4 protein-coding genes are annotated in these 21,273 nt (G+C 31.0%); 3 read left to right on the top strand and 1 reads right to left on the bottom strand.

Features of this window, described 5'->3' with window-relative positions:
- Positions 1–6 precede the first annotated feature (6 nt).
- From D3Z07_RS07055 to D3Z07_RS07045, 3 genes are read left to right on the top strand one after another with little or no spacing between them, the layout of a single operon-like run.
- Positions 7–17,355 carry a Calx-beta domain-containing protein gene (locus D3Z07_RS07055; protein ID WP_122893440.1) on the top strand — a complete coding sequence of 5,783 codons (17,349 nt, stop codon included), beginning with the start codon at positions 7–9 and terminating at the stop codon, positions 17,353–17,355.
- Positions 17,355–19,034, top strand: coding sequence for an ATP-binding cassette domain-containing protein (locus D3Z07_RS07050; protein ID WP_122893439.1), 1,680 nt, complete (start codon positions 17,355–17,357; stop codon positions 19,032–19,034). The genes D3Z07_RS07055 and D3Z07_RS07050 overlap by 1 nt, the downstream gene beginning before the upstream one ends.
- On the top strand, positions 19,028–20,365 hold the full coding sequence (locus D3Z07_RS07045; RefSeq protein ID WP_122893438.1) for an HlyD family type I secretion periplasmic adaptor subunit: 1,338 nt from the start codon (positions 19,028–19,030) through the stop codon (positions 20,363–20,365). Before D3Z07_RS07050 ends, D3Z07_RS07045 begins: the two co-directional genes overlap by 7 nt.
- 18 nt (positions 20,366–20,383) lie before the next feature.
- On the opposite strand, the gene D3Z07_RS07040 is transcribed toward D3Z07_RS07045, so the two are convergent.
- Entirely contained in the window at positions 20,384–21,151 is a 768-nt protein-coding gene (locus D3Z07_RS07040; protein WP_122893437.1) for an SHOCT domain-containing protein, read from the bottom strand.
- Positions 21,152–21,273: the final 122 nt, after the last annotated feature.

Here is a 21,273-nt window from a genome sequence, read left to right as displayed (position 1 = left end):
TATGTAATGAAAGATGTTCAAGTTATAAAAGAAAAATTAAAAAATTTAGTTGAAGAGAATCGAGGTGATTTAAATTTATTAAATAAAAAAATTGATAGTTTAATAAAAACCTTAGACATACAAAAGGACGAATTAAATAATTTATTAATCGATATTTCAAATGAATTTAATATTCCTTTAAATAGGGATGTTTTTGATTTCATAGATCCTATAAATAATAATCCAATAGAAAATCAGAATCAGAATCAGAATAAAGATCAAGAAAATGATTTTCAAAAAGCATCTAATAATGTTTTAAAGAATAATACATTTGAAAATAATGATAACTCAAATAATGATAACAATAACTTTAAAGAATTAGAAAAGGTAGAAGTTACAGGATTAAGTGTCAATAATTCTAATAATAACTCTTCTAAAAGTAAAAGTGAATCAGCTCCTACTGAAATTACCGTATTAACAGGTGATAATTCAAATCCTCAAATAAGTTCAAAAAGTTTAAATACAGAAAGTTCTTTCTTAACCGTTGATGGGAGTGAAAGCTTAGTTAAAAATGGAGTTGAACAAGGAACGGGAGTTGATCAAGAACCTTTTCAAAATGTTAATTTTTCAGAAGAACCAACACCTGTTAACTTACAATCACGTGCAAATATAACAACGAATAAAAGTAGTATAGAAGAAGGTTCTGATGGTATTAGTCAAGTTATTACATATACAGTAACAAGAGATAATTCAATAAGCATAGGAAGTGTAGAATGGGAACTAACAGGAGTTGAATTATCAGATTTAGCACAGGGACAAGATACAAGTGGAGTAATAAATTTTATACCAGGACAAACAAGTGCAGATATAGAAGTTACAGTTCTAGGTGATAAATTAATAGAAGAAAATGAGAATATTAATATATCATTAAAAAACCCTGGAAATAATACTATTTTAGGTGATTCAAATGTAACAACAACAATTATAAATGATGATTCAGAAGTAAATATAACAACGAATAAAAGTAGTATAGAAGAGGGTTCTGATGGTGTTAGTCAAGTTATTACATATACAGTAACAAGAGATAATTCAATAAGTTCAGGAAGTGTAGAATGGGAACTAACAGGAGTTGAATTATCAGATTTAGCACAGGGACAAGATACAAGTGGAGTAATAAATTTTATACCAGGACAAACAAGTGCAGATATAGAAGTTACAGTTCTAGGTGATAAATTAATAGAAGAAAATGAGAATATTAATATATCATTAAAAAACCCTGGAAATAATACTATTTTAGGTGATTCAAATGTAACAACAACAATTATAAATGATGATTCAGAAGTAAATATAACAACGAATAAAAGTAGTATAGAAGAGGGTTCTGATGGTGTTAGTCAAGTTATTACATATACAGTAACAAGAGATAATTCAATAAGTTCAGGAAGTGTAGAATGGGAACTAACAGGAGTTGAATTATCAGATTTAGCACAGGGACAAGATACAAGTGGAGTAATAAATTTTATACCAGGACAAACAAGTGCAGATATAGAAGTTACAGTTCTAGGTGATAAATTAATAGAAGAAAATGAGAATATTAATATATCATTAAAAAACCCTGGAAATAATACTATTTTAGGTGATTCAAATGTAACAACAACAATTATAAATGATGATTCAGAAGTAAATATAACAACGAATAAAAGTAGTATAGAAGAGGGTTCTGATGGTGTTAGTCAAGTTATTACATATACAGTAACAAGAGATAATTCAATAAGTTCAGGAAGTGTAGAATGGGAACTAACAGGAGTTGAATTATCAGATTTAGCACAGGGACAAGATACAAGTGGAGTAATAAATTTTATACCAGGACAAACAAGTGCAGATATAGAAGTTACAGTTCTAGGTGATAAATTAATAGAAGAAAATGAGAATATTAATATATCATTAAAAAACCCTGGAAATAATACTATTTTAGGTGATTCAAATGTAACAACAACAATTATAAATGATGATTCAGAAGTAAATATAACAACGAATAAAAGTAGTATAGAAGAGGGTTCTGATGGTGTTAGTCAAGTTATTACATATACAGTAACAAGAGATAATTCAATAAGTTCAGGAAGTGTAGAATGGGAACTAACAGGAGTTGAATTATCAGATTTAGCACAGGGACAAGATACAAGTGGAGTAATAAATTTTATACCAGGACAAACAAGTGCAGATATAGAAGTTACAGTTCTAGGTGATAAATTAATAGAAGAGAATGAGAATATTAATATATCATTAAAAAACCCTGGAAATAATATTATTTTAGGTGATTCAAATGTAACAACAACAATTATAAATGATGATTCAGAAGTAAATATAACAACGAATAAAAGTAGTATAGAAGAGGGTTCTGATGGTGTTAGTCAAGTTATTACATATACAGTAACAAGAGATAATTCAATAAGTTCAGGAAGTGTAGAATGGGAACTAACAGGAGTTGAATTATCAGATTTAGCACAGGGACAAGATACAAGTGGAGTAATAAATTTTATACCAGGACAAACAAGTGCAGATATAGAAGTTACAGTTCTAGGTGATAAATTAATAGAAGAGAATGAGAATATTAATATATCATTAAAAAACCCTGGAAATAATATTATTTTAGGTGATTCAAATGTAACAACAACAATTATAAATGATGATTCAGAAGTAACTGTTATTGCAAATTCTATGAGTTTATATGAAGGGGCTTTAGGAGAATCAAAAACATTAACATTTGTATTATCAAGAGAGAACACCCTTTCTGAAAGTACTGTAAACTGGCAATTAAGTGGGGTTGAGAATTTTACTTCTAAAGGTGTAATTCCTAATGGTACAGTTACTTTTGCAGAAGGAGAAAATACTGTAAATGTTGATTTTATTATAAGAGGAGATGACAATATTGAATTGGATGAAAATTGGATTATTTCAATTAGTAATCCAGGAGAAAATCTTAATCTTGATAATAATAACAAAATAGCCTCTACAATAATTGTCGATGATGATGCTTTAATTTCTATTTCATCTTTAGAAGTATCAGTAAACGAAGGACAAAATAATGAAACAAAACTTGTAACTTTCAAAGTATCAAGAACAAATGATTCTATAGAATCATCTGTTGATTGGACTATAACAGGAATAGATAACAACGATATAGTTGATACCGCTTCTTTAAGTGGGACTGTTTCTTTTTTGAAGGGTGAATCTACTAAGTTTATTTCTGTTCCTTTACTTGGAGATAGAAATATTGAAGAAAATGAAGACCTAACAGTAACTTTATCAAATGCAAGTGACAATCAAATAATAGTATCTCCTAGTGCAACAACTACAATATTAAATGATGATATTGGATTTAGTATTATTGCAGATAATGTAAACGTAATAGAAGGTGCTCAGTCAACACAAACAGCTATCACTTTTTATGTAGTAAGATCAGAAAATTTAAATCAAGCTATGGATATTGATTATAAATTAATACCTTTTGGTTCTAAAACAATTAATGAAAATGACTTTGTCTCTTCTCAAGATATATTAACTACAAATGGTGAGAGACCAAGTGGAACTGTTAGTTTTGATGCGAATGAAACAAGTAAACTAGTAACAATATATGTTTCTGGAGATAATATTGTTGAGGATAATGAAACATTTAGTGTTGTTCTATCAAATGCTCCTTCTGGAACGCAAATACTATTTGGTGAAATATCAGGATCTATAAATAGTGATGAAATTGAATATACACTTTCATCAATAGTATCAACATCTCTTGAAGGTAATGAACCATCAAACAATACTCATGAGTATTTAATTACACGTACAGGGGATCTTTCTTCTTCTGCAACACTTAACTATAATGTTACTGGATTTGGAGAGAATCCAATTGATTCAAATGATTTTTCTTCTTCATTAACTGGAAGTGCTAGTTTTTCTTCAGGAGAAAGTACATCTATTATATCTTTAAATATTAATCCGGATAGTATATTAGAAGGATTAGAATCTTATATTGTAAAAATAAGTTCTACAGATAATAATACTCAAATCTTAAATGATACAGCTATTGGAAGTATACAACCTGATGATTCTTCTATAAGTATAGTAGCAAATAATTCAATAGTAAATGAAGGTTCTGGTACGCCAAATAGTCACACCTTCACAGTTACTAGAAGTGATTATCTAAATAGTGAAGTAACAATTAATTGGAATGTTATTGGAAATGGTACAAACCAAGTAGATGCTAATGATTTTGGAGGAGTGTTACCTTCTGGAACAATAACTTTTTTAGCAAATGAAATATCTAAAATAATTACATTAAATCCTAGTGCTGATTTAGATTATGAATCACATGAAGGATACAATGTCGTTCTAACTACTTCTGAATCAGGAGTATCTATTTTAGATGATACTGCTAGCGGTATGATTTTAAATGATGAAGATGCTTTAACTTTAGTTGGAACTAATTTAGATGTATTTGAAGGTAACTTTAGTGATCCTTCTCAATTATCTTTTTCAGTTCAAAGAAGTGGGGATGTTAAAGGTACATCTAGTGTAGAATGGGAACTTATTCCAAATTCTGAAAATGGAACACAAATAACCGATTTTGCTGAGGGGTCTGTGTTATCTGGATCTTTAGAATTTACTTTAGGTGTTTCTTCTCAACTGGTTACAATACCTCTTTCTTATGATAATATTTTAGAAAACGATGCAGGGTTTACTATAAAATTAAAAAATGCATCGGCGGGAACAGATATATTAATAGATGAAGTAAATGGGTTTATTCGAAATGATGATGCAGTATTTGATATTTCAGCTGATAAAACTGTTCTAGAAGGTAATAGTGGTATTACGGAAGTAACATTAAAAATAACAAGAAGTGGTGACTTAACAAGCACAGATTTAGTTCAATACAATGTATCTGGAGTAGGGGCAAATGCTATAATGGCAGATGACTTTAATTCAGGAAGCTTTCCTTCTGATACTGTTGTATTTAATGCTAATGAATTTGAAAAGAATATAGTATTAAATATAAAAACAGATTCAATTTTAGAACAGGATGAGTCTTTTTTAGTTTCACTTAGCAATGAAAGTGCAGGAACAACAATAGATAATGATTCTGCAACTGTAACTATAGAAAATGATGATGATTATCTTGTTATATCATCTGATAATGCAAATGTTCAAGAAGGTGGTAATAGTGCTGCTACAGATGTGACTTTTACAGTAACAAGAACTGGGGACCTAAGTACTTCAAGTAGTGCAAATTGGAGTGTATCTGGTATAGGTGGAAATCCAATAAATGCAATTGATTTTGTTGGAGGAACTCTTCCTTCTGGAGTTGTTAACTTTATAAAAGACCAATCTACTGCAACAATTACTGTACAAATCAATGGTGATTATAACAAAGAAAATGATGAGTCTTTTGAAATTACACTTGATTCAGCTTCTTTTGGAACCGAGATTGGAACTGCAACAGCTTCTACAAATATTATAAATGATGATACGGGTTTAGATGTAAATGCAACAACTACAGATTTAGTAGAAAATGATACAGGTACTCAAATACATGTATTCACTGTTACAAGAACAGGAGTTACTACAGGTACTACAAGTGTAGACTGGGCAGTAACAGGAAGTGGTACAAATGCTGCCAACGCAGCTGATTTTGGAGGAACAATACCTTCTGGTACAGTTTTATTTGCAATTGGAGAAACTAGTAAGACTATAGAAGTTACAACATTAGGTGACACAGATATAGAATCAACAGAAGGTTTCACAGTAACATTAAGTAATGCAGATGCTAATGCAGATATTCAAACAGCAACAGCAACAAGTACAATAGTTGCAGATGATATAGAGTTATCTATTGCTTCAAGTGATGTTTCTGTATTAGAAGGTGAAGCTGAAACAAGTAAGATATTAACATTTACAGTAACAAGAAGTGGAGATATAGCATCAGCTGTAGAAGTAGATTGGGCAGCAACAGGAATGGATGTTTCTGATTTTGCTGATGGTACAAATCTTACTGGAAATATTGCCTTTTCTGCAAATGAATTGACAAAAACTATTAACCTAACTTTAAAAGGTGATAATGATAATGAAAGTAATGAGACATTAACAGTAACATTGTCAAATGCATCATCTTCTCAGGCCTATATTACAACAGATACTGCAACAACAATAGTGACAAATGATGATGCAGCTTTTGTAATAAGTGCAGATAATGCTTCAAAAAATGAAGGTGATACAATAGATGGTGCAAGTACTGCATTTACTTTCACAGTAACAAGAACAGGTGATACAACTTTAGCTACAGATATTGATTGGGTATTAACACTTGGAACGTCAACTATAAGTGATTTTGTAGGGGGGCAAGATGCACTTACAACAAATGGTGGATTGCCAAGTGGAACAGTAAGTTTTGCAGATGGTGAATTAACACAAACAATCACTATAAATGTAGCAACAGATGATGTAGTTGAAGGTGATGATAGCTTTAGTATTACGCTACAAAATGCAGGTGATAATGTTGAATTATCTACTGTTACTGCTTCTTCAATTATTACTAATGATGATACTGGTTTCTCAATAGCTACTTTAGACTCTTCAAAAGATGAAGGAGATAGTGGAACTACTATATATACTTTTACAGTAACAAGAGCAGGAGATATAGCAAGTGCAGCTAGTGTTGATTGGGCAGTTACAGGTAATGGTGGAGAGCCAGTTAATGTATCAGACTTTGGTGGTGCTTTTCCTTCGGGAACTATTAATTTTGCCGAAAACGTAGCAAGTGAAGTACTTAGTATTACAGTTTCAGCAGATACAATTGTTGAAGAAGATGAAAGTTTTCTTGTAACAATATCTAATGCAAAGCTGGCAAATAATACACCTCAAATTATAGTAGATGCAACAGCAGTTGGAACTATTTTAAATGAGGATCAAAGTTTTGCAGTAAGTTCTGCAAATACAACTATAAATGAAGGTGATACAGATACTACTCAAATTGCATTTACAGTTACTAGAACAGGGAATTTAAATGAGTCTGTAGCAGTTGATTATACTATTTCAGGTGGTGCAGGAGTTGATTCTGTAGATTATGAAGGTAGTTCTTTGCCTTCAAATACTCTAACTTTTGCAGCTGGAGAGTTTGAAAAAGTAGTAACACTAAATGTAAATGGTGATACATTAGCTGAAAATAACGAAGTTTACACAATGACTATAAGTAATCAATCTTCTGGAATAATTACTACAGCATCAGATACAACAACTGTAACAAATGATGATACAAACTTTGTTATTTCTTCACCTTTAGATACAGCTGAAGGTACTTCTAGTGAAACAACAGCTTTTGTATATACAATCACAAGAACAGGTGATACAACTGGAACTGCTAGTGTAAACTGGAATGTTAGTACAGCAACAGGTCTTACAAGTGCAGATTTTGTTGGTAATCAAGATGTTTTAACAACAAACGGTGGATTACCAAGTGGAACAGTTAGTTTTGCAAATGGTGTTTCTAGTATGGATATAACTATAAATGTTTCTGGAGATCTTACTTTAGAATCAGATGAAACATTAGAAGTTGTTTTATCTGCAGCTACAAATGCTACTATTGAAAGTGGAGAAGGAACAACAAGTAGTTTAATTCTAGATGATGATGATAGCTTTAGTATATCAACTTTAACAACATCAAAAGATGAAGGTCAATCTGATAATACAATCACCTATACAGTAACTAGAACAGGTTCTCTTGATGGAGCAAGAGATCTTACTTGGACAGTAACAGGATTAAATGGCTTTGACCCTTCAACTGATTTAGCAAGTGGACAAGCATCAACAGGAACAGTTAGTTTTGCAGATGGGCAATCAACAAAAAATATCACAATTAATATCTTAGGTGATACAGTAGAAGAGTCTAATGAAACTATGACTATTACACTTTCGAATGCACCTGATAATACTAACATTGATACAGCTGCTGTTTCTACAGAGATAGTAAATGATGATGCAACATATAAAATAGAAAAATTACTTGCCGAAAAAGTTGAAGGTAATAGTGATTATGTTGAATTTACTTATCAAGTAACAAGAACAGGAGATTTATTACAATCAAATAGTGTTGATTGGTCTATAGATTCAACAGTTAGTGATTCTGTTGATGCAAGTGATTTTTATAATGGTTCTATTCCTTCTGGAAGACTAGATTTTACTAGTGGTCAAACAACAAAAACTATTACTATTCAAATAAAAGGTGATAGTGTACTAGAAGCTGATGAAGCATTAAAAGTTGATTTATCAAATCCAACGACTGGTTCAGTATTAGACTCATCAAAAGATACAGCAACGGGAACAGTTTCAAATGATGATGCTGAATTAAATATTACAGCTGGTACTGCTACAAAACTTGAAGGTGATAGTGGCCATGGCACTTCAACTGCTTATACATATACAGTAACAAGAACAGGTAACTTAGATCAGACAACAACAGTGGATTGGGATGTTAATCATGGAACAACAAATATAAATGACTTTTCAAATGGTGTAAATGCTGTGATTAATCCAAGTGGAACATTAAGTTTTACTTCTGGTCAAGCTACTAAAACTATAACTGTATATGTAAATGGTGATACAGGGGTAGGAAGTGTTGAAGATGATGAAACATTTAGTGTTGTTTTAAGTAATACAAATGAAGGAAGTTCAATAGGTTCAACTTCAAGTTTTGATAGTACAATTCAAAATGATGACACAAAACTGATATTAACTGTTGATGATTATAGTAAAGCTGAAAAAAAATCAGGAGAAAGTACAACTTTTAATTATACTGTAACAAAAGAGGGGTATATTGATCAATCATCAACATTTAATTGGTCAGTTAATACTGCAAGTTATTTAAATAACTACACAAATATCTATGACTATACAGATAATCGTAATGAATACATGGCAGATGCAAATGACTTTGGTGGTTCTTACCCTGGAGATACTATAACAATAAATAGTGGTGATACGACTGCAAATTTTAGTGTTACTGTCCCTGGAGATGATATTGCTGAAGATGACCAATGGTTTTTAACTAAAATTGACGGTACTAGTGGATATGATGAAATAAGTGTTATTTATAAAGATCCAACAGAAAGTGATACTACAGATGTTTTTAGAGTACTTTCTCCTGATAGAGCTTCATGGCATTACATTGATACTGATGTAGAATTAAGTAGTAGTTCAAATGGAGTTTCGAGTGGTACAAATATGTTATATACCTCAATTGAAAGAGATGAAGCAACATTTTATTTAAGTGATAGAGAAGTTGCAAATGATGCTATCGAAACATTATCTCCTGGAAATACTTTATACCAAAGAGATGAAGGTGATACTCCATCTGATGGTGGAGTAGGTTCAACTATATTAACTATAGATGAGACAGATTATGGATACGTTGAACATATTTTTGCAGTACAAAGACAAATATCACAATCAGGAACAGCTTCAGTAGATTGGAAAATTGGAACATATAGTAATTCAATTAGTGCTAATGATTTTGTAAATCTTACATTTGATTTTGATGGAAATATTACAGCAATAAGTACTGCTTCAGAGTTACCTTCAGGTACAGTAAACTTTGTAGATGGACAAGAATGGGGTTATGTTAAGTTTTATACAGCAGTTGATGATACTGGTGAATATGATGAAGGATTTAAGGTTTATCTAGAAAATCCAAGTGCTGGAAGTTCTGTATATACTTATGATACAAATTCATACAATTATAATATAGGTTTTGTTGTAAATGATGATACAAGATTTGATGCTTCATCAAATGATGTTAATGAAGGTGAGACATTAACATTCACGATTTCTAGAAATGGAGATAGCAGAGGTACTGACACAGTTGATTGGTATATAAATTTCCCTGGTTCTGAAACTACAAATGAATCAAATAGTGATGAATCTACATGGTATAAACTTGACGCATCTGATGTAAGTACTCCTTTACCATCTAATGGAACTGCAACATATGATGCAGGAAATAGTAGATGGTATGGGACTATGACCTTTGAAGATGGAGAAACAACAAAAACAATAACTGTTGATACTATTGATGATACTATTAGAGAAACATGGAAGGAGAGCGTTAGTATAACTTTAGGTAATCCTGATAATGTAGATAATAGTGAAACAAATCATGATGAAGAGACAGCGACTACAGGTTATACTGATACTGGGTATGTATATGATGATGATCCAGATACTCTTTATAATGTCTCTTTTGATAAAACTGAAGTATTTGAAGGTACAACAGCTGGAACAACAGTAGGTACTTCTGTGACAGATGGTAACACAATTGAAGTAACAGTTAGTAGAACAAATTCATCTGATACAGGTAGTGCTCCAGATTATACATCTACTGTTGGTTGGTATCTTTATAATTCAAACATTAATAATGGATGGTTATCAGATATTAAAGATTATGGTACTGTAAATAGAGCATATGAATATAATTCTTCTACAACATATGGAAATGTGTATTTTGAAGCTGGTGAAACTGAGAAAACATTTACAATTACATTAAATGGTGATAATCTTGTTGAAAGTGATGAAAACTTAACTTTTAGATTGATGGATAATTCTTCAGGTGATGCATGGATGTATGATGTTTATGGTGGCGTTTCAGAACAAAATGGTTATGGTCCCGGAGATATTGACTCTAATAGTAGTTATATAGAAGAGACATTAACAGTTAAAAATGACGATGTTAGACTTTGGATTGAAGGATGGGATACATATAGTGGTGATGCAAATGGCTATAACACTAATCTTTTTGTATCCGCTTATGAAGGTAATGACTTAAATTTTAATATTGTAAGAGCTGGTAGAATGGATAATGATATTACATTAGGCTATACAATTACAATTGGAACAACAACTGCGGGAGATTTTAATACTACAAGTGGCACTTTTATTTTATCCGGAGATAATGGTACTAATAATACAGTAACATTAACAGATATTTTAACTGATGATAGTATTGTTGAATCAAATGAGTCTTTTACCTTAACTTTAACTACACCGAGTTATGAAACTGGTTCATCTGTATTATTCCAAAGTTATTATGGTTCTAGTACTCAAGACATTTCATATAGTGGTTCTAGTAGTTCTTTAGCTATTAGTGGAACTGTTTATGATAATGATACAACTTATTCAATTACACCAAGTTCTACAAGTCAAGTGGAAACTGATGAAGGGTCAAATCAAACATTTACTTTTACTGTTCAAAGAGAATCTACTGGATATACTCAAGCTGCAACTGTAAAATGGAAAGTTGTTTCAGTTGATGGTTCTGATGTAACTGATTTTACAAGCTCTGATTCTAATGGTGATAATAGTGGTTTGCCATCAGGAACTATTAGTTTTGGAAATGGTGAAACAGGAGTAGCTGGACAAAAAACAATTAGTGTTTTAATAAATGGTGATGCAATTGCAGAAAATAATGAAAGTTTTAAAGTAGTTTTATATGAAGATACTTTAACTACCCCAAATCCTGATATTACTAATACTCATAATGTTGCAAGTGCAGATATTACTATTATAACTGATGATACAGGTATTAGCATCTCTGATGCAACTATTACTGAAAGTGATGCAAATCAAACTTTAACTTTTACAGTTACAAGAAGTGGAGATTTAACTGTAGTTACTACAATGGATTGGGCTTTAAATAATATTACTACGAACGCGGATGATTTTGTAGGAGCAACTTCTGGAAGTTTGAGTTTTAGTGCAAATGAATCAAGTAAAGATATCACAATAACTGTAGCCGGTGATGTAACAGCTGAACAAATTGAAACTTTCAAAATAAATCTTTCTAACTTCACAAATGTAGATGAATTAATTGATATTGAAGCATCAGGAACAATTAATAATGATGATAATACATTTACATTAAGTGCATCAGCTGATAGTGAAGAAGGTTCAGCTCAAACATATACTATCACTAGAACTCATATTACTGAACAAGATCAAACTATAAATTGGGCTGTAAGTGCAGGAACTGCAGATGCTGATGACTTTTCAGGTTCTTTTCCTTTTGGTTCTGTAACTTTTACAGGGAATGAGTTAAGTAAAACATTTACTGTAACTGCAAATGATGATTCTACTTCAGAAACAGATGAAGATTATAATGTAACTATTTCTTTAGGTGCAGGTGCTACTGGAGATACAATTACTACAGATACTGTACAAGGTGGAATAATTAATAATGATGCTACTTACGAAATAGTTGCTGATAGTGTTAGTCAATTAGAAGATCATTTAGGTGATACTTCATTTACTTTTACTGTTACAAGAACAGGTAATACTACAGGAATAGGTAGTGTTGATTGGGCATTATCAAGTACAGATGCAAATGCAAGTGATTTTAATGGTGGTTTATCTTCAGGTACTGTAAATTTTGCTAATGGTGATTCTGAAGAAACTATTACTATTAATGTAGTAGGTGATTTAGATGTTGAATCAGATGAAGAATTTACAGTTACTTTATCTAACCCAACAAATGGTGAAATCATAAATGGTGGAACGGCAAGTTCAACAATTACAAACGATGATTCAACTATTGCAATTAGTACTTTAAGTGCAAGTAAAGATGAGGGTGATTCAGGGACTACTGCATTTACTTTTACAGTTACACGAACTGGATATTTAGGTGAAGCAGAGACTGTTGCATATGCTATTACAGGTTCAGGGGTAAATAGTGCAGATGCTGCTGATTTTGGAGGAACATTACCAAGTGGTACTTTAACTCTTCCTGCAAATCAAGCTGAAACAACCCTAACAATTTTAGTAAGTGGTGATGAGTTAGCAGAACTTGAAGAAGAGTTCACTGTAACTTTATCTAATCCGTCTTCTGGAGTAAATATAACAACAGCTACTGCAACAGGAACTATTGAAGCTGATGATATAGTATTTGATATTAGTGGTCCAACTGATACTCTAGAAGTAGATACAGGAGCAAATACTACATTTGATTTTGTAGTTACAAGAAGTGGAAACCTCAGTGGTTCTCAAATATTAAACTGGAGTGTTGAAGGTATTGGTTCGGACCCTCTTTCATTATCTGAATTTGATGCATCAAGTGGAACAGTGACATTTAATGCTGATGATACTACTCAAACTATATCTGTTTTAGTAAAAGGTGATTTTGAAGGTGAAGCAAATGAAAGCTTTAGACTTACACTAACTGGTGATTCTGAACTGATTTTTACAAATAATAGTGCAGATGCAGTTGTTATTGATAATGAAGCTTCTTTAAGAATAGAAGCAACAGATGCTGTTAAAAATGAAGGAGAATCAGGTACTACTGATTATACATTTACTGTTACAAGAACAGGAAATACTGCACTAGAAGCTACTGTTGACTGGGACTTATCAAGTACAGATATTACTGCTGAAGATTTTGAAGGAGATACTATACCTTCAGGAACATTAACTTTTGCAGATGGTGTAAACTCTCAAATAATAACAATCTCTGTTAAAGGTGATACTCTTATTGAAGGAAATGAAATCTTTAATGTAGATTTATCAAATGCATCAGTTGGTGCTGATATTATTGTATCTAGTGCCACAGCTACAATAGTAAGTGATGATGTTCAATGGAATGTAGAAGAAAAAACTATTCCTAGTGTTGAAGGTGATAGTTCAAGTGATTTTGTTTATACTATTTCAAGAACTGGAGCTTCTCAAGCTATGACAATAGATTGGTCAGTTTCAAGTACTGAAGCCAATACAAGTGATTTTATAGGAAACTTATTCCCTTCTGATACATTAACTTTTGCACAAGGAGAAATGAGTAAAGATATTATTATAAAAGTTTCAGGAGATAGTATAAAAGAGCTAAGTGAAGATTTCACTATAAGTTTAACAGCTCCAAATGATAGTTTCACTCACTCATTTAATAATCAAAGCGTTACAACAACTATCACTGACGACGATGATATTATGTCAATTTCATCTTTAGATGCAATTAAAACAGAAGGAATAGATTCAAATAATACATTTACTTTTACTGTAACAAGAGATGGAAGTTTGACAGGTAGTTCAAGTGTAGATTGGCAAATAAATCACACAGATACAAATAGCAGTGACTTTAGTGCAACAACAGGAACGGTGAATTTTGCAGATGGAGAGAGTAGTAAGGTAGTTAGTATCACAGTAGTTGGGGATAGAGACATTGAAAGTGATGAAGACTTTGCTGTTGAATTAGTAAATCCTGGTGCCGGAAGTACAATAGGAACTGCAACTGCAACAGGAACGATTCAGGATGATGATATTGATTTAGCATTAAGTGCAACAGATGTGGTTATTGTAGAAGGAGATAGCACAAATGCTGGAACAGCTACATTTACAGTAACAAGAACTGGTAATACTAGTGGTGAAACTACTGTTGCTTGGGATGTAATAGCGGGAAGTGCAATTGCAGCTGATTTTGATGGAGGAGTATTACCTAGTGGAACAATAACATTTGCAGCTAATGAAATTTCTAAAACTATTATTGTTGATTATTTAGGAGATGGATTAGATGAAGGAAATGAAACATATACAGTTCAATTATCAAATCAAACGTCTACAGCAGATATTATATCTAATAATATAAGTGGAACAATTGTTGATGATGATGATACATTAACATTGTCAGCTGTAAATACTGATCACTTTGAAGCTGATTCAGGAACAGTATCTTATACATTTAAAATAGATAGATCGGGTACATCAACTGGTGAGGCAAGTGTTCAATGGCAAGCAATAGGTTCTGGAACAAATGCTTTATCAAGTGATGAATTTGCTTCTTCTTTAGGAACAGTAAACTTTGAAGATGGAGAAGTTAGTAAAACATTTACTGTTGAGATAAATTCTGATACTGTAGGTGAATATGATGAAGAGTTTACTGTTTCATTATTGAATCCAAGTTATGGTTCAACAGCTTCAACTGATACGGCAACTGGTATAGTAAGAAACGAAGATGCGGTACTATTAATAAATTCAGATCAAGTTTCAAAAAACGAAGGTGATAATGGCATTGAAACAAGCTACTTTTTTACAGTAACAAGAAGTGGTGATACTACAGGTTCGAGTACAGCTCTTTGGGAAGTAATACCAAGTGGAGATAAAGCTGCAAGTGCATTTGATTTTGGAGGTGTTTATCCAAGTGGTGCGGTAGCATTTGGTGCGGGTGAATCTACTAAGCAAATTGAAGTTAAAGTACTTGGAGATGATGTTGGAGAGTTTAATGAAACATTCTCTGTTGAATTATCTGATGCTACAAATGCAGTAATCTTAGAGGGTGTAGCAGAAACACAAATAACTAATGATGATACAGGTATTTCAATAGCAGAGCTTGATTCAAGTAAACTTGAAGGAAATGATGGAGATATAACTAATTTTACATTTAGAGTAGAAAGAGTGGGAGAATTAGAAGCAAAAACTGTTACATGGTCTTTAATTGGAACTGGTATTTATCCTGCAGGTGCAGATGACTTTGTTGGTGGTGTACTTCCTTCTGATACAATTAACTTTGTTCAGGGTGAGAGTTTTAGAGATATCACAATTCAAGTTGAAGGTGATAATATAGTTGGGGAAGATCAAACATTTAATATAATCATTGATGGTGATGATATTGTTGATAACACAGCAACAGGTATAATTCAAAATGATGATTCCGAGATTAGTATTGTTACTGTAAATGAATCAGTAAGTAAGTTTGAAGGAGATAGTGGATCTACTATATACTCTTTTGAGATAACAAGAATTGGAACTACAGAAGAAACAGCAACTGTAGATTGGGAAGTTTCATCAATAGGTTCAAATCCTATTTCAGCAGATGATTTTGTAGGAGGAGTTCTACCAAGTGGAACAGTAACTTTCACTAATGGAGAAAGTACAAAAACGATAACTGTAGAAATTTTATCTGATACAATTACTGAGTTGGACGAGACATTCTCTGTAGATCTTATTAACCCTGGCGTAGGTGTTTCTTTATCTCAAACTAATAGTAGCGCTACTGCAGAAGTTTTAACTGATGATAATGGATTGATTTTATATGCATTAGATGCAAATAAAGATGAAGGTGAAGGATCTACTCAAACAGCATTTACTTATCAAGTATTAAGATCAGGGAATACAGATAGTAATATAGCTGTTAATTATGCAATTACTGGAGATATTAATCAAGATGATTTTATTTCTGATTTAAATGGGTCTTTTAATATGGATTCAGGTGAAGAAAGTAAAATATTTACACTTTATGTAAATGGTGATGATATAAAAGAGAGTGATGAAAGCTTCCAATTGACACTCTCTTCTTCAGGATTATCTTCGACATCAGTAGATAGTGTGATTCGTGCAGATGAAGAAGGAATAAGAATAAATGCTGTAAATGAAACAGTAATCGAAGGCACAGATACAGATACTGTTTCTGTATTGTTTGATATTACTGCATTGGGAGTTACAGAACAAACAATTGTAAACTGGTCACTACTGTCAAATACAAATAGGGACATAGATTCTAATGATTTAGTTAACAATACTCTTCCGTCAGGTTCTGTTACATTTGATAGTGATGGAACACAACAAATTACAATAGAAGTTTTAAAAGATTCTATTGTTGAATCAAATGAATTCTTATCTGTTTTAATTACGTCTAATAGTTCTCTTGATATTCTAAATAATACAGCAATTGTTAATGTTCAAAATGATGATATTATCTCTGAAAATGAGGATATTATTGAGGATGATAATAGTGGAAATAACATTTATGCTTTAGGTGGAAATGATATTATATATGGAAAAGATGGTTCTGATTACATTTCAGGTGGATCAGGAAATGATAAATTATTTGGTGGTGATAGTGAAGATATTTTAACGGGAGATGAAGGTTCAGATAGATTTGTTTTTGAATCGAAAGATTATGGGATAGATATTGTTACAGATTTTGAGGTAGGCATTGATGAAATTGCTATTGTAAGTAGTGGTTTTGGAAATATTGTACCATCAACTTTTGTTAAACAAGATTTTGATACTAATATTGAAACAACACTAACTGCATTATCTTTAAAAGCTGATGTTGATATTTATATGCTAAATGCAGATGAAAATTTAAACCTTGCAAATTTAGAAAGTAGTATCACAGATACTGATCATAGTGGTTCAGCTTTCTTCTTAATTTCTGATGGAACAGATACAAAACTATATTTTGATAGTGATACCGACTCTGGTATAGATGGAAATGGAATGCAATTAATAGCTGAATTTAATGATGTAACTGATGCAACAACAATGATTAATACAATCGAAATAGAACAGGGTATTTAATGAAAGAATTTTGGAGACGTTTAACATCAGTTAAACGGCTAACTTGGGAGATAGTTTTTGTTTCTTTTATTATTAACTTTTTAGGTTTAGCTTCATCTGTATATAGTATACAAGTTTTAAATAGGTATCTGGCACTAGGAATTGACAGTACTTTAATAACTTTAACAATAGGTGTTGTTTTAGCATTAATATTAGAACTTATTACAAGAAGTTCAAGGCTAAAAATAGTTCAATGGATATGTTTAAGAGCTGATAAAAAGCTATCGGATATTACATATAAACTAATTTCTTCATCAAGATATAGTGCAATAGAATCTTTGCCTATAGAGAATAGAAAAGAAGCTTTAAATGGCTTAAATACAATTCAAATGACATATGGTGCACAAAACTTAATATCTATAGTTGATGGGCCTTTTAGTTTATTATTTTTATACATAATATTTATGCTTAATCCAAATATAGCATTTGCTATAACAATTTTAATGCTTTTGATTATATTATTATCTTTAATAATTTATTCAAATAGTGATGAACCTTCAAAACAGTTAACAAATTCTACACTTTCTTGGAGTTCAGAGCAATCTATAATATCATCTAATACAGAATTAATTAGAACTTTCAATGTTGAAAATATTTTAAGAGATAAGTGGAATCGATCATTAGTTGACGTGCTAAAACTTAGAAAAATAGTTGTTTATATTCAAAGTTTAGGTACATCTTTGACATATTCTGCAACTGCAATTCAAACTATATTAATTTATTCTATAGGTGCAATAGAAGTTATGAAAGGGAACCTTGATGTAGGTTCTTTAATTGGTATTAGTATTTTAGCATCAAGGTCAATGGGGAATATAACAAAGATTTTACAATTAGTGGAACCTATAAAAAGAGGTGAAAGAGCTTTAGAGAGTATCTCATTATTGTCTAAATTATCTAGAACAGATAATAAAAAAATGATGTTGTCTAATTGGAATGGTGATTTATCTTTTGAGGATTTTGCCTTTGCATATAATGGGCAAGCAATTCCGATTATTGAATCTTTTAATTTAGATATAAAAAAAGGACAAATCATATGTATATCGGGTTTTAATGGAGCTGGTAAAACAACTTTTGCAAAACTTTTATGTGGATTAATGGATCCAACGAGAGGAAGAATCAAAATTGATGGAATGGATTTAAGACAAGCTGACCCAACTTGGTGGAGAGAAAAAATAATGTATTTACCTCAAGAAGCAACTTTTTTTAATGGTACAATTCACGAGAATATTACATTAGGTAATGAAAAATTTGATGATGAATTTCTGATAAAAACTTGCTTTGATGTAGGACTAAATGAATTTTTAGATAACACAAAAGAAGGTCTATATACTACAATCACCAATAATGGACAATCTCTTCCTTTAGGAATAAAAAGAAGAATTGCTTTAGTTAGAGCATTATTAAATAATGCTCCTCTAGTTATTTTCGATGAACCAACTGAATCTTTAGATGTTAAAGGAGTTAAATCAATTGCATCAATTTTAAGTAAATTAGTAAAAGAAGGAAAAACAATTTTTATTATGACAAATGAAGATTTTATAATAAAAGCTGCAGATCTTATTGTAGATTTAAATAAAAAACCAAAAGCTGAAATTATTAACAATAGTAAAATGATTACACCGAGGAATAAAAAATGTTAAATTTTTTTAAAATAGATTTAAAAAAAGATGATTTAAAAAGTGATTTTGATGATGAATTACTTGATTTAAAAGATTTGACTATCAATAGGGTAAGAGTTTATGTAACTATTCTATTAGTTTTCTTAATATTGATTTGGATGTCAATTTTTGAATTAGACATTGCAAGTCATTCAATGGGGGAAGTTATACCTGCAACACAAATCAAACCAGTTCAGCATTTAGAAGGTGGAATAGTTAGAAAAATATTTGTAAAAGAAGGACAAAATGTAAAAGCTAATGAAACCTTGATTGAGTTAGAAAAGGTTTCTTCTCAATCTGATTTAGCATTTATAGAGTCACAAATTATTAATTTAAAAATTAAAAAAGCAAGATTGACTTCTCAGTTAGAGAATAAAAAAAATTTGGAAATTAATGAAGAAATTAAACTCGAATATTCTAAGAAAGTCAATGCAGCTAATGAAATTTTAAAATCATATAATAATAAAGTGACTACACTTGTAAGAACACAAAAGTTTAAAATAGCTCAGCAAAAAGAGCAATTAAATGAGTCTGTTGTGAGAAATAAGGGGTTTAGAGATAAACTTTTTATTGTAAATAAACAATTAAAAATTAATGCAAAACTTATGAAAAAAGGTTTAGCTAATGAGTATGAAAGATTGAATTTATTAAAAGAGAAAAAAGGGATTACTTCTTCAATTGCAGAAACAAAAGCATTGATTCGAAAAATTAAAACTATTTTATCACAAGAAAACTCAAAAATGGAAAACCTTTTAGTTACTGAAAAAGAAACATTAAAATTAGAAATAGAAGAAAGTGATAATAAACTTTTAGAATTAAAAGAAGAGATCTTAAAGTACAAAGATAAGGATAAAAGATTATTGATAACATCACCAATAGATGGAACAATATTAAATTTAAATGTTTTCTCTGAAGGAGCAGTTGTTAATCCAGGTGGTACAATCTTGAGTTTAGTGCCTAGTGAAGATCCATTATTAATTGAGACCAAACTTGAAGTTGGAGATGTTGGACTAATAAAAATTGGAGATAATGTAAAACTTCAACTTATATCATCTTCTGCAAGAGGTTTCCAACCCATTCTTGGAAAAGTAACATATATAAGTGCAGATAAGATAATAAATAACGAAAACATCACATATTATATTGTTAGAATAAAACCACTAGAAAGCTTTTTTACAAGAGGTAATGTTAAGTTTCCTCTTATTCCGGGTGTAAAAATTCAATCATCTATATTAATTGGTAAAAGAACAATTTTAGATTATCTTCTCACTCCTTTTCAAGATATAAGTAATAATGCATTAAGTGAGACATAAAAAAACTAAAGTAGGTTTTTAAAGCCTACTTAGTAATTCACCTTTCTTTGTATCAAATTCATTATCAGAAAGAATACCTGCTTGATGTAAACGACCAAGTTGTTCAATCATTTCTATAATTTCATTAGATGATTCATTTTTTGCAGTATTAAGTATAGGTGCTTCTTCAATAAAGACAGAAGGTTCTATAAAGTTTGTTTGAGTTTCTTGTATAAAATCATTGTTTTGCATAGATGTAATATCCCCTCCTGAGATTACAGGAAGAGAAGAAACACTAATTGTTCCATATTGACTAGTAAAAGTAAGAGAGTTGTCTCCTCCTTGTTGTTGTGAAACTCCACCTATATTATTATCTAGTGTATCATAAACAGTTACTTCTGAGTTTATTTCAACAGCTAGTCTATTAGGAAAAACTGCATATCTTGTATTGTTTTGAGAACCGCTTGAGAAAGGAACTCCTAAATCATTTGGCCACCATTGATTACTCCCTGGTGTTCCTGCTTCAATAATAGGAAAGATTTGCATACTTAATAATGCATTTGAAATTTCAGAACATAGATTATCAACAGTATTTTTAAGGCCATTATTGAACATATCACCTACCATTGTCATACCACCTTGCATCCATTGACCTGATCCACCAAGTTCTGGTGAATTAAATTGTGCCATTGTTCCTCCGCCATTGTTTACAGATGCAATCATATGAATGATTGCATCTGAACTTAAATTATATTTGTTTGACAGATTATTTACTAGATTCTGACCTTCTTGTGTAAGTGTTTGCAATTTTTATTCCTTTTACTATATTAATTACTATTTTAGCATATTAATTGATAAATGATTTTATTTTGAATAAAGTTTGAAAACTTATCATATATCTATATATTTATTGCATAATTTAAAACATA

Source organism: Arcobacter peruensis, from assembly GCF_003711085.1.
Classification (GTDB): domain Bacteria; phylum Campylobacterota; class Campylobacteria; order Campylobacterales; family Arcobacteraceae; genus Poseidonibacter; species Poseidonibacter parvus.
Note: the sequence above shows the minus strand (reverse complement) of the source record. Positions and strands in the feature narration are given on the sequence as shown.

Coding starts and splice junctions, on each gene's coding strand:
- D3Z07_RS07055 (WP_122893440.1), top strand. CDS start 7: ATGAAAGATGTTCAAGTTATAAAAGAAAAATTAAAAAATTTAGTTGAA.
- D3Z07_RS07050 (WP_122893439.1), top strand. CDS start 17,355: ATGAAAGAATTTTGGAGACGTTTAACATCAGTTAAACGGCTAACTTGG.
- D3Z07_RS07045 (WP_122893438.1), top strand. CDS start 19,028: ATGTTAAATTTTTTTAAAATAGATTTAAAAAAAGATGATTTAAAAAGT.